This is a genomic window from Paenibacillus sacheonensis, from assembly GCF_009909195.1.
GTDB classification, from domain to species: Bacteria; Bacillota; Bacilli; order Paenibacillales; family Paenibacillaceae; genus Paenibacillus_Z; species Paenibacillus_Z sacheonensis.
This window is the reverse complement of record NZ_JAAAMU010000001.1, coordinates 56,841-70,013: the sequence shown is the minus strand read 5'-3', so window position 1 is coordinate 70,013 and position 13,173 is coordinate 56,841. Positions and strand designations below refer to the sequence as shown.

Here is a 13,173-nt window from a genome sequence, read left to right as displayed (position 1 = left end):
CCCCGGCGCCCTCTGCCACCCCGAATTTATGCCTTTTGTACAACTTTTCAGGCCCCGGCGCCCTCTGCCACCTCGAATTTATGCCTTTTGTACAACTTTTCAGGCCCCGGCGCCCTCTGTCACCCCGAATTTATGCCTTTTGTGCAGCTTTTCGAATCCTGGCGTTCGCTGCCATAGAAAAAAGCTGACTACATTGTCAGCTTCAATCGGCTGTCAGCTGTCCGGATACTCAAGCCGCCGCAGCCGTCTGCACGTTACCGATCTGTATGGGTAGCGCTACCCGCCCGTTCCCAACGAACGCAGCTCCTCTTCCATCAGCCGGATCTTTGCGTCGATCATGCCGAGGCTGGACGGATAGTGACCGTCCAATCGAAGCGCCAGATCCAGCCAGGGCGCGTGCTCGTAGATGATTCTAGCAGATCGGGCGTTCTCGGCTTCCCTCGCCATGATAGACAGCATCCGCCGAAGCGCAGCCTCGTCTCCAGCCTCCCTATAGCGAGCCTTCAACTCCAGGAACGCGTAGGTGCTGCTGGTCGTTTCCAACGTTCGGTACAGCAGCTCGAGCAGCCACTGTTCTTCCTGCAATCGCTCCTGCTCCGCGCCTCCTTCCGCGGCTTTCAAGTCCTTCACGGTTTCCCATGCCTGCTTGGCATGATCGCGCGCCAAGGCATATTCCGCCAGCAGCAGCGGCCAATAGTCATAACCCGGATCTGCCCTCATGGCCTCTTCGATATGCCGGTGCGGGATTTCTTCCAGGACGAGCAGATGCCTGACCTCGTTCACCGTATCGGAGAAGGTCTCTTCGTTTTCCTGCAAATAATAGAGCAGCGCTTCGAACGTTTCCCTGCCCGGGAGTTCGTCAGCCGCATACAACGGATGAGCCGGGCCGATGAATTCGGGACCCGTAAAGTACATCGGAATGTAGGGCAGGCGACCGATGGCTTCGCTGCAGCTCGCCCAAGCCTCGACAAGCGCCGAAGCATTGGCGCCGAAATCCCGCTCCGCGATCGCCGCAATGACCTCGTCCGCGCTCCGTTCCGGATACCATGATGCCCACCAGCCCAGCTCCTCCGCTCTGGATCCCCACATGCCGAAAAACATCCACGACTGCAGCACGCCCTCCGGCCGCAGCTCCTTCACCCGGCTCCACTTCTCCGCCAGGCGCTGCAGGCATGGGATATACGGAAACTGGATAAACTCCAGCCCCAGCGCGGTTTCCGTCTTGATGTAGAGGTCCATCCCCCGCTGATCCAGAACCTCCGCCTGTTTCACGATATTGTCGGCGGGTCCCGTATAATCGACGCTGTAATCCCAGATGTGTTTCGTATAGTACTCCTTCTGCGCCCACTGATCCTTATCGATCGTAGTTAGAAGCGCGATCCGCTCTTCCATCGTCTCGATCAGCCGCAGCTGCGCGGGATCCCCGGACCAGCCGGTGGCACTGTAGGGCCACGCCATCACCGGAGCTTCCGGTTTGACGCTATGGACGGCATCCGCCGTCGCCTTCAACAAACCGGCGACGACCTCTTCGGGGCTGCTGGCCAAGCAGCACGGACAATTCGTCTTCTCCCCGCGCGTCAGCGCCCGGCGATCGGGTCTCATATAGCAGTGATAGTACGATTCGCCGCCAATAATGAGAATGAGTCCGCCGAGCAAGGGGACCTCTCGAAATAAACGCTCCATCGTCTCTGCGTGAAAGGCCAGCACGTCCGGGTCGGTGGAGCATAAATTGTGGATGGTCTTCGGTTCGGCGGCGATGCCGGGATGAAGCTTGGCGCCCCGAGCCGACGGACAGCGCAGGAATAAAGGATGGTCCGCCAGCAGCTTCGGGCTGACGGGAACGTAAAACAGGCTGACGCCGAACCGCGCGGCTCGCTCGGAAGCATCCCGAAGCACCGCAATATGGCGTTCGTAATCCTCGGCGTTCAGTTCGGGGAAGATGCTGCTCTTGACGTATAAGAGCCAATCGCCATAGATCGTCATGCCGTTGATGCCGGCATGCGCCAGCATGCGAAAGGCATCGTCGGACAGGCACGAGTCAGACAGATCCGGAACCAAATAGTTCGAACCGAACGGCGCTTGGCTGATCTGCGTCTCCCAGGACGGCACCCTGCCGATGCTGCCAAGCGTCAGGAACGGCGCGCCTCTCAACGACAGCGTTCGCTCCAGGTCGATCAAGCCGGCCCAGATTCCCTTGGCGTCCTTAGCCGCAATCTCTACGCTCGCGTCTTCGGACACCACGCGCCTGTATGCTCCCTCGGCCACCTCGTCATCCGCGGTGAACCGAATATGAACATCAGAAGAGCCGTCAGCTTCATCGACAACCTCGACGCCAAAGCATGCCAAGAACCCCGCAAGATCCTGCGCGGCTTCCCGCACGGCGTCTTGCAAAGCTGCCGGCGCAGCCGCACCCCCGGCGGCGCCCGTGATTCTCCAACTACCGTGCAGCGCAATCTCACCGGCAGCTGCCTGCAGCGATGGATCCAGCCGCGATACGAATCGGTGCGGATCCCGCCTAGACCGGTGAAGCGCATGCTGATTCGTTATCCGCAAACGTTCCTCGATCAACAGCGAATTGTGCATCATGCCAGGATATCCTCGTTCAGTCGAATGCCGAGGCCAGGCTCATCGCTCGGCGCGATGCGGCCGTTCACCGGATCCGGGATGCCGATGACGACCGGATCCGGCTTGCCCTTGTCGCGGTCCCACGTCCGGACCCACTCGACGAACGGGCTGTTGACCTGGCTCTTGATCAGATGGAGCGCCGGCGCCTGCAGTCCCCCGGCATGCGGGCAGACCGTAATGCCCCAGGCCGATGCCAAGGCGTTGATCCGTCTCGCTTCCGTTATCCCGCCTACCCAATCGACGTCCGGTTGAAGAATCGAGATTGCGCCGGTTGCCAGCAAATCGCGGTGCCCCCAGCGCAGATACTCATGCTCGCCCGTCGCGATCGCGATCGGACCCGAATACCGGGCCAGCTTCTCGTAGCCGTGAATGTTGTCCGGCGCAAGCACTTCCTCCACCCACCGGACGCCGTAAGGCTCGAGCGCATCCAGCATCCGGAACGTATATTCCACGTCCCATGCCATGTAACAATCCAGCATGATCTCCCGCTTCTCGCCGATTTTCTCCCGGCATTCCTTGACCAGATCGCGGTTCTTCAGCAGCCCCTCCCGGCCGTCGGACGGCCCGTAAGGCATGGCCAGCTTCACGCCGAAGAACGATTCATCCTGCCAATCCGTCCGATCGTTCGTCGTCTGATAGACCGGCATGTCGGGTTTGGTCGCCCCGCCCAGAAGACGGTACACCGGCTGATTCAGCGCCTTGCCGACGATATCCCACAATGCGCTGTCGACCGCGCTGAGCGCGAACGAGGATAGGCCTTTGCGGCCATAGGGCAAGGAAGACTTGTTCATCTGATCCCACAGCCGTTCGATATCGAACGGGTCCTCGCCGATCAGCAGCCGCGAGAAATGCTCCTCGACGATCGAGCGAATCGAGTCTCCGCCGTAGGAGATGCCCAATCCTTGGATTCCCTCGTCCGTATCGATCAGCACGGCCGTGCTCGGAAACGGCGCATTCCACGAGGAACGGCGGGCATGGTATTTCGGATACATCGACATCGGATTGGCGATGACCGTCTCGGACAGCCAAGACGGCGCGGATGCGTTCTCCACCTTGCGAATTAACGATTTGCAGCGGACCCGGGTGATTTTCACGGAATGCGACAACTCCTTCGATAATTTGAATTTGGACAGGCCTCGGCTTTCACGCTTCGACCTTGATACCGGCTCCGGCTCCTTCTTCGCTTGTGGCTTTGCTGTCGGACTCGGCTTCGATAGTAGATTGAATTCGGGATGAAAGCGCTTATTCCTTCACGCTCCCGAGGACGATTCCTTTCATGAAGAACCGCTGCAGGAACGGATACACCAGCAGAATCGGCAGCGCCCCCATGAAGATCTGCGCGGCTTTGCTGGTCCTGTCGGAGACGTTGGCCAAGTCCGCGAGACTAGACTGCGATACGAGCGACAAGTCGCGCCTGATGACGACGGTCTGCAGGTAGCTTTGCAGCGGATAGTGATCCGGCGAGTTCATCAGAATCAAGCCGTCGAACCAGGAATTCCAATGTCCGACCATCGCGAACAATGTAATGGTGGCAAGCGCCGGGAGCGAAAGCGGTACGTAGATTCGCCACATCGTCGTCCAATGGCCGGCCCCGTCGATGAACGAAGCTTCCTCCAGCTCCTTGGGCAGCCCCCGGAAGAAGTTGAGCAGCAGGATGACGTTGAACACCGGCACGGCTCCGGGAATGATGAGCGCCCAGATCGAATCCAGCAAGCCGGTTTCCTTGATGACCATATACCATGGAATCAGTCCGCCGCCGAACAGAATCGTGAGGAAGAATGCCCAGACGTAATAGGTGCGCATCCGGAACGCCTTCACTTCCTTGGACAGCGGATAGGCAAGAAGCACCGTCAAAGCCATGTTGACGATCGTGCCGAGGGACACGCGCTGCAGGCTCACCCAGACCGAGGCGAGAAACTCCGGCTTCTTCAGCACGAAGTGGTACGAGTTCGTCGTGAATTGCACGGGCCAGAACTTCACGTAACCCGCCGTCGCGGCCGCGCTGGAGCTGAACGATAGCGCCAGCACGTGAATCAGCGGGAGCAGGCACAGCAGCGACAGCCCGATCAGAAACGCGTAATTGAAGATAATGAACGCTCGCCTGCTGGATGTCATATAGTGCATGGACGTAAGAGCCCCCTTCCACTAGAAAATCCGGTAATTCGCCAAGCGGTATGCCAGGTAATACGAGATCGTGATCAAGAAAAAGGACACGACCGATTTGAACAACCCGACGGCCGTCGCCACCCCGTACTGGGCATCGACCAAGCCGATCCGGTACACGAACGTGTCGATGATATCTCCGCTCTCGTAAACCTGCGGACTGTAGAGGTTGAATACCTGGTCAAAGCCGGCATTCAGCACGTTGCCGAGACTGAGCGTCGTGAGCAGAATGATGATCGGCATCATTCCGGGCAGCGTGATATAGATCGTCTGCTTCCACCGGCTGGCGCCGTCCACGATCGCCGCCTCGTAGAAAGTCGGATTGATGCTCGTGAGCGCGGCCAAATAAACGATCGTACTGAAGCCGAATTCCTTCCAGACGTCCGAGACGACGAGCGTGTAGGGAAACCAGGCGTCGAGGCCCAGAAAATAAATCGGCTCGATTCCCAGATAGCCCAGCATCTGGTTCACGATCCCCTCGGACGGAGACAGCAGATCGATCAGAATCCCGCCGAGAATGACCCAAGATAGAAAATGGGGCAGATAGATCAGCGTCTGCACGCCACGCTTGATCAGCTCCTTGCCGACCTCGTTGATCAGAAGGGAGATCGTAATCGGGATGATTAGCCCCGCTATGATTTTCATGACGGCGATATAGACCGTGTTCCATAGAATCTGCCACGTGTCGGGCAGCTCCATGACATAGCGGAAATTTTCGAGTCCGACCCACGTGGAGTCGAAGAATCCTTTGGCCGGTATGAACTTCTGAAACGCGATCGTAATGCCCGCCATGGGACCGTAATGATAGATTAGAACCAAAATAAGACCTGGAATCACCATCAGATGCAGAGGCAATTCCCGTCTCCATTTTTTCGTCGCCACGCCGAAACCCTCCCATCTTGGCAAGCGCCTTCCCTATGAAGAAAGGGGAAGATAGAAGTTTCCCTCAGACCTTCCCCGTTTAACCGCAACCCATCGGCGAGGACCGCCGATTTCCCAAACTACCATTCTCCCTTGCCGCGCGAACCCGTTATTGCTGCGCTTGGTACCACTCGTTCACTTCCTTGGTCATCGCCTCGCCGCCGACGCTGTTCCAGTCCTTGACGAACTTATCGAACGCGTCGATCGGGGAAGAGCCCATGATGATCTTCGTGAAGACTTCGAGCTCCATCTTCTTCAGGCTGGATCCCTTCGATACCATGGTCGGCGTAGGCGCGCCGTAGAATTCGTTATTCATCAGCAGATTCTCGCTCACGTACTTGTCGATGACGACGAACGATCCCGTCTCGCCGAATACGCGGTCGTACGCCCAGCGCTCGTTCGTGCCGTTTTCCTTCTTCAGATAACTGCTGATCTTGTCGTAGTACAGCGTCTGCTCGGGATTCAGCTTCGAGGCGTCTCCGCTCTTGAGCGCTTCCGTCACGGCCTTGTGCGCATCCAGGTTCTTCGTCGGAGGCGAAGCGAGCTCGATCGCGTACTTGAAGACTTCGAGCCCGTTGGCGTTGCCGTATTTATTCGGGTCGGAGGATTCGCCGAAGCTCTTCTCGATGTACAAATTCATTAATTTGACCGCCGCTTCCGGATGCTTCGCTTTCTTGTTGACGGCATAGTAGCCGCCGACGGCCAGCGTGACTTGCGGCCTTGCCGGCTGATCGTCCACGGACGCGAGCGGATACGACTGCCATTCGGCATTCGGATCGTTATCCTTGCTCGATACCATCGGCCACAGCGGATTCCACATTTGGCCGAAGGAGAAGCCGTTCTTGCCCGCGCCTTGCGATTCGCCTGCCTTGCCGCCGTCCTTGACGCCGAATTCCTTGTCGATTTGACCGGATTTGTACAACTCGGCGAGCTTCGCCAGGGCTGCTTTCGTCTCCGGCTGCACGCTGCCGTTGACCAGCTTGCCCGAGGCGTCCTTGAACCAAATGCCCGGGTAGGCATGGAACGCGTTAAAGAAGCCGTCCAAACCCGCGTAGCCGCCCATGATGTCTTTGTTGAGCGCGATGCCGACCGTGTCCTTCTTGTTATTGCCGTCGGGATCTTGGTTCGTGAACGCGTCGATGATCGCATATACGTCGTCCATCGTCTTCGGCTCCGGCAGATTCAGTTTCTTCAGCCAATCGGAACGCAGCCAGATCATCGCCGCGCCGTCCATGGATGAACCCGTATTCGGCAAGGCCATCAGCTTGCCGCCGGAACTTGCCGACTTCATCGCATAGCCGCCGTCGGCGTTCATGATTTCCTTGGTCAACGGCGAAGCGTATTTCTCGAACACGTCCGTCATGTCCATGACCAGATCCGCGTCGATCAGCTGCTGCAGCTGATTCGGGTTGACCGGGATAATGTCCGGCAGGTCGCCGGAAGCGATCGAGACGTTCATCTTCTGCTCGCCCGGACCGCCGACGCCGTCGCCGCTGACGACCCAGTCGTTCTTGATCTTGATGCCCAATTCATCCGCATACGCCTTATACCACACGTTGTTGTCGATCGTGTCGCCTTCGGCGAATTTGTACGTATCGTTGATGATTCGCACCGTGGACACTTCTATCGGCGGATCGTACTTGCCGAGCGGTTCGGCCGCGGCGTCGTTCCCGGCATTGCCTCCGTTGTTGCCCGTATCGGCGGGCTTATCGTTCTTCCCGTCGTTTCCGGCGGAATTATCCGCCGCAGCCCCGTTGTTCGCGTGGTCGTTGTCCGCCTTCGCGCCGTTATTTCCCCCGTTATCATTCCCCGAGCACGCCGTAACGACGACGAGCATGAGAACCAAGACGATCGCTAGCAGATGCCTTTGTTTGACTGCCATCCTATACCCTCCTCGTTAGATGAAGAACTAATAGGTTCAGTAAACGCTACTACGTCTGCTGATTAAGGTGAGGTCGTCAGGGAACCGTCCGCATGCACCTGAACGACGTTGCGGCCGCCGAATTGCCCGGATTTGTCATTGTTATCCCACGGCCAGATATCGCGGAAATACCATCTGGCTTCCGGGCCGAGCCGTTCGATCACTTCGGGCGCCACGTTATGGTGGCGATGCCAGCGGCAGCCGATATGATTGAAGGCGAACAGGATCGCCGCCCGCGCATGGTCGGGATTGTTCCAGACCGGGCCTGCATGGCAGGTATTTTCGCTGAAGAAGACCAGCGAACCTGCCGGGCATTCGTAAGAATCGAAGTACGGCTCGTACATGTCTTCCCGTTTTGTTTTGATGGACGCCGGGATACGGAAATTCGACTTATGGCTGCCCGGCAGAAATACCGTCCCGCCGTCCTGTTTGCCGACCGGATTCAACTCGACGACCATGCGCGTCAACGCGGAGTAGATCTGCGCGTCCGCTACATGATAATGGAAGTGAGGATTGCGTTCCGGTCCGCCTTGATGCGGTCCTTGCGCATCCCCCATGCCTTGCTCGCGCCAGACGACGAACTGATTGTCGAGCCGAACGTCGGGACCGATGAACGCGTTGAGCGCCGCTTTGACGGCCGGATTGCTCAGCACGACTTCCGAAGCGCCGCCGGGGACCGTTCGCTCGTGCGCAGACAGCGTGCCGGGTTCATGGGTGAGCTTATACACCTGCTCCCGCATGGCCGTCGTCTCTTCCTCGGTGAACACGCCCGTAATGACCAAGTAGCCTTTCAGATCGAACAGGAACTTCTGCTCCTCCGACAGCTGAAAGCTGGATAAATCCATCTTGTACACGGATGAACCCGACCCCTCTTGCTTATTCGTTTCGCGTTCCATGCCTGCGTATCTCCCTCCATCGGCTTCCACGGCGGGAAGCAATTGTGAATACGCTTTCATTATAGGTTAGGGATGCGCCCCTTCCTATTTCACAATGTTGAGATTCCTTCTCCTTTCTTTACTTGTTTCTCAGGTCGCGAAATTCCTGCGGCGTCATGCCTACGTTTTTCTTGAAGAACCGCGTGAAATAACCGGCGTTCTCGAATCCGAGCATCGCGCCGATCTCATGAATTTTGTATACCGGGTTCAAGAGCAGCTCGCTGGCTTTCGCCATTTTCAACTCGATAATCGCTTCGGATAGATTGATGCCGGTATGCTGCTTGTACAAGCGCGACAGATACGACGGGTTCAGATAGACGACCTCGGACAGTCGGGCGAGCGACAGGTCCTTCCCCAAGTTCGACTGGAGGTAGTGATTGATCTGGCCGATGACCTTGTTCGTTCGCTGCGCCTGCTCGTCCTTCTTCTGCTTGAACAGGATGGCGGCCATCGCGCGCAAATAGGCCAAGGCGTCTTCTTTGGTGCGGTGCGCGCGGAGATCCATCAGCTTGTCCATATCGATATCTCCGGCAATCCGCTCGGCCAGCTCCCATTGATTGATGTAGGAAAGAAAAGCCGTCGCCATGGAATAATAGGCTTCCAGATAATCGGAATGATGATAGGAGAGCAGTTTTTCCCTGCCGATAAAGTCATCGACGACGCGATAGAAATCCCTCTCCTGCTCCTGCGCGAACAAAGCATGCAGCGAGTCGGGATAATAAGGCTTGCCGCGCGGATCCGGCTTGATCCGGGCCGGCTCGGCTTCGTCGTCTGCCGCATCCGCCCCCGAGTCGTGAGCAGCATCTCGCCCCCATGACCCATGCCGACCAGCAGCAGATTCTCCAGCCGCTTGAACGTCGAGGCGACGTTCGGCCAAGTGGCGAACGAATCGCTGTGAATCAGCGAAACGGGAAGCTGCAGCAGTTCCCTGCACGTACGCTGGATCGATTCCATCGATCCGTGGACGAAGCGGATGCCGCGCGCCCAATCCGGTTCATCGCCGCCTGCCTGCGGCTGAATGAACCATGCGAACCGGGCCTCGTCCAGGATGACCGCAGCCAGCCGCAGGCCGCTCAAGTACTCCGTCGCGATATTCTGGATCGCATACAGCTGCAGCGCTCGATCCGAATCGCCGACTTCCGGCGACCAGCGGTCCACTCGGCCGAGTGCGACGACGACGGGCATGCTCGCGGAGAGCGCCACGTAAGCCCGATCGAAATCCGCCTGCCTCGCGCGCAGCGAAGCCCCTTCGTTCTCCAGTAGATTCGCGAGAAACGCCTTCTGCAGGGCCGGCTTTGACGAGGCCAGCTGCTCCGCGGCTTTCAGCAGGATTTGCTCGTTCCTGAAATGCTCGGAGAGACCGGCGACCGTCTTGTCCAGCGCCTTGACGATCGCTTCGTCGCCCTCGGTCTTCAAGACGTAATCCACGCTCCCGCCTCGAAACGCAGCCTGCGAGATGTTGAAATCGTTAATGCCGGTGAGAAAGATGACCTTGCAGTACGGCCAATGGGCATTGATGAGCCGCTGCAGCTCCAGACCGTTCATGCCCGGCATCTGGATATCGCACAAGACGATGTCGATCTTCGTCCGCTCCAGCCAGGCCAAGGCTTGCTTCGCCGAGTAGGCCTTATAGACGTCCAGCTCGATATGTTCGACTTCATGCAGCATTTCGTAAAGCCCGTCGACGGAATATTTCTCGTCATCGACGATGAGCACGCGGTACATGTCAGCCAGCCTCCTCTTCCTCGTTAGCGAGCGGAATGACGATGTCGGCCCGCAAGCCGCCGAGCGGACCCGCGGCAAAGCGCAGCCCGCCCTTGGCCCCGAATTCGATCTGCAGACGGCGGTGAACGTTGAAGATGCCCGCGCTCTCCGTCCCTTCCGGATCGATCGAGCGCAGCAGCGCGTTCATCTCGGCCAGCTTCGCGGCGCTTAGATGATCGCCGTTGTCTTCCACCGTGATGACGGCGCAGCCCTCCTTCACGGTAAATGCGATCCGCAGCAGCCCGTCCGCCTCCTTGCGCTCCAGGCTGTGGACATAGGCATTCTCGATGATCGGCTGCACGATCAGCCTCGGAACGGATATCGCGGCAAGAGCGGCAGGCAGCTCGGCAAACTCCACTTGGATGCGGTCGTGAAAACGGAAGTTTTGAATTTCGGTATAGGCCCGGGCATGGTTGATCTCCGCCAGCATCGTCACTTCGTTCGTATTGCTGCGCGTAAGAAATTGATAGTACTCTCCCAGGTATTTGGTAAACCGGGTAATGACGTCAAAGTCCTGCAGCTTCGCCATGCGGTAGAGAAGAAAGAAGCTGTTGTATAAGAAATGGGGATTTATCTGCGATTGCAGGTGTCGCAGCTCGGAGAGCCTGGCCCGGTAACGCTCCTCGTACACTTCGTAGATGAGCACGTTAAGCCGCTTCACCATGGAGTTGAAATGATCGGACAAGTAGCGGAACTCATGCTTGAAGTGATGCTGCTTGATCATGCCGAGATCCCCGTCCTCGACTCTGCGGAATGAATGCACGAGCGTCGTCAGCGGCTGATGGATCATCCGGAAGATCCGATAGGAGAAAAAGACGACGATCAGTATCGAAAGGCCGGATAACAGCCAGTAGCCCAGCCGGAACGTTCGCAGCGGTCCTAGGATATGCCTCTCTTCCACGTACATCATCAAAGTGAATCCGAACTGGCTCGAGGTATCAAAGACGGCGAAGTTCGACTCCTTCCCGATGGTCAAGGACTCCAGTGACACCGGCTGGTCCGGATCGTTGGTCCGGTCGACCAGAAAGGCATTGATCATGGCTTTGCGGGCATCCGACTCGCGGTTCGCGAAGAGCAGGTCGGCTTCCTTGTCGTAGATCAAGACCGCCCCGCCTTTGCCGTCGATCGTAAACTTCTGCAGCGCTTGCCGGATCGCGTCCCTGGAGAGCTCGATACCGACCACGAACAACGGCGGCCGATCGTCCAAGGAAGCCGTTACGGGATAGAAATCGCTGATGTACAGCCGGTTCTGCCAATCGACGAAGGGCGACACGTACCGGTTGCTTTCTAGGATCAGGCCTTCGTAAGCCTCCCTGTCAAACTGTTCGACATACTTCGCGTTCGAAGAAATCGTCCGGTCCAGCAGCGGAATATACACGCTGACATTATCGATGAATCGGCTCGAATCCTTAATGAGATAGAGCCGGCTCTGCAGCCGCAAAATCGCTTGCGACTTATCGAAATCAGGCATGATGTTCGCGGCCGTGCTTAGTTGGAGCAGATCTTCGTTGTTGACGAATTCCTGTTGAAAGCTGAGGATGCGATCGAAGTCCTCCTCCAAGACGTCCAGATAGAGCTGCACTCGGGACGTCATCGACTTGACCACCTCGTCCTTCACGACGTTCGAGTTGATCTCGCTCATCGTTATGGTCAGCACGTACAGCGGAAGCAGCACGAGAAGAAACGTCAGCACGAGCCGCACATACAGCGATAATGACGGTACCTTCAACCTCGCTCTCATCGGAAGCTCCTCTCCACGACCGCGAACCTGCCGTTTACCAGACGATATACCGGTCTCCGTTCATCGCTTGCAGCGCTTGACGGAAACTCCCTTCGTAACGCTCGTTGTTCGGATTGATGGCCAGCTCGCATCGGGCGACGTAGGACATCACATAGGTTGCCGCCGCGGATATGGTCGCCAGCTCCCGCGACGTAAAGGGCTTGCCGCGGGCCGCTTCATATTCGCGCACGAACAGGCCGGATTCTTCCCGCGACGGCGTGAGGAGGACGGGAATGTCCCAAGTCGTCGGAAACGTCGCCGCCGCGAGACCGACCAGATGCAGCTCGTCCTCCAGCTTCAGGCTGTCCCAATCATAGATCATGACGGCCTTCCCGTTCTCGAAGCGGAAATGCTTGACGGACCAATCCACGTGACCCAGCGCCAGATTACCCGGAGAGCGGTTCGCTTGGACCTCGGCTTTGGCCGATCCCGCTATCGCGTCGATCCACTCCGAGCCCTCATATTCCTTGGTGAAATCGAATAACGCATTGTGCGGAACGGGAAACAGCGTGCCGCTCGCGCAGAAGCTGCCCGGGATCAGTCCCGGCAGCGATCGGAACGGACGCGTCCGCGCGATCAGCTCCGCCAGCGTCTCCGCCATCGCTTTGCGAATCTCGGGCTTATGCGCATCCTGCAGCTCCCCCGGCGCGGCGTAGGCGTCGACCGTGACGATGCCGCTGCCGAATGCCTCCGGCATGAGCAGCACCTCCGGACAAGGAAAGCCGCTCTCCGCCAAATGCTTCTGCACCGTCGAAGAAGCGGCGAGCGACAAGGCCGTGTTGGCCGTTATCGTCTCCGGTCCGGTCAGTTTATGGATCTTCATGAATACCTGCCTGCCGTCCTCGAGCGCCAAGCCGAAGGATGCGCCGACGCTGAACCCGGCGTACAGACATTTCTTGACCGGACTGTCCAGCCGTCGGACGCAGAACGCTCCGATCGCATCGGCGATCTCCTTGGAATTAGCCGTACCGAGTATATCGCCGGCCAGCAGCTTGTCGCTGTCGTCCTCCAGCAGTTCCGTCAAGGCGTCCAACAATAATGTCGCTCTCATCTATGATCAGCTC

General features: G+C 58.1%; 10 protein-coding genes. All 10 read right to left on the bottom strand.

The window, feature by feature from the left end:
- Positions 1 to 276: 276 nt before the first annotated feature.
- Complete coding sequence (locus tag GT003_RS00255; protein ID WP_161693205.1) at positions 277 to 2,586, bottom strand: hypothetical protein; 2,310 nt, start codon at positions 2,584 to 2,586, stop codon at positions 277 to 279.
- The gene (locus tag GT003_RS00250; RefSeq protein ID WP_161693203.1) at positions 2,583 to 3,719 is read right to left on the bottom strand and encodes an enolase C-terminal domain-like protein; all 1,137 of its coding nucleotides are present in this window, start codon (positions 3,717 to 3,719) and stop codon (positions 2,583 to 2,585) included. The genes GT003_RS00255 and GT003_RS00250 overlap by 4 nt, the downstream gene beginning before the upstream one ends.
- 148 nt (positions 3,720 to 3,867) lie before the next feature.
- Positions 3,868 to 4,749, bottom strand: a complete 882-nt coding sequence (locus GT003_RS00245) for a carbohydrate ABC transporter permease (RefSeq protein WP_161693201.1) — start codon at positions 4,747 to 4,749, stop codon at positions 3,868 to 3,870.
- Between the two features lie 21 nt (positions 4,750 to 4,770).
- Positions 4,771 to 5,670 carry an ABC transporter permease gene (locus GT003_RS00240; RefSeq protein WP_338045868.1) on the bottom strand — a complete coding sequence of 300 codons (900 nt, stop codon included), beginning with the start codon at positions 5,668 to 5,670 and terminating at the stop codon, positions 4,771 to 4,773.
- 148 nt (positions 5,671 to 5,818) lie between these two features.
- Positions 5,819 to 7,591, bottom strand: coding sequence for an extracellular solute-binding protein (locus GT003_RS00235; protein WP_161693199.1), 1,773 nt, complete (start codon positions 7,589 to 7,591; stop codon positions 5,819 to 5,821).
- Positions 7,592 to 7,653: 62 nt separating this feature from the next.
- A complete protein-coding gene (locus GT003_RS00230; protein WP_161693197.1) occupies positions 7,654 to 8,526 on the bottom strand; it encodes a phytanoyl-CoA dioxygenase family protein in 873 nt (290 codons plus the stop codon).
- 118 nt (positions 8,527 to 8,644) lie between these two features.
- Positions 8,645 to 9,082, bottom strand: coding sequence for a helix-turn-helix transcriptional regulator (locus tag GT003_RS00225; RefSeq protein WP_161693195.1), 438 nt, complete (start codon positions 9,080 to 9,082; stop codon positions 8,645 to 8,647).
- On the bottom strand, positions 9,070 to 10,290 hold the full coding sequence (locus tag GT003_RS00220) for a response regulator (RefSeq protein WP_161693193.1): 1,221 nt from the start codon (positions 10,288 to 10,290) through the stop codon (positions 9,070 to 9,072). The genes GT003_RS00225 and GT003_RS00220 overlap by 13 nt, the downstream gene beginning before the upstream one ends.
- A 1-nt stretch (position 10,291) precedes the next feature.
- On the bottom strand, positions 10,292 to 12,070 hold the full coding sequence (locus GT003_RS00215; RefSeq protein ID WP_161693191.1) for a sensor histidine kinase: 1,779 nt from the start codon (positions 12,068 to 12,070) through the stop codon (positions 10,292 to 10,294).
- A gap of 34 nt (positions 12,071 to 12,104) precedes the next feature.
- A complete protein-coding gene (locus GT003_RS00210) occupies positions 12,105 to 13,160 on the bottom strand; it encodes an aminoglycoside phosphotransferase/kinase family protein (protein ID WP_161693189.1) in 1,056 nt (351 codons plus the stop codon).
- Positions 13,161 to 13,173 lie beyond the last annotated feature (13 nt).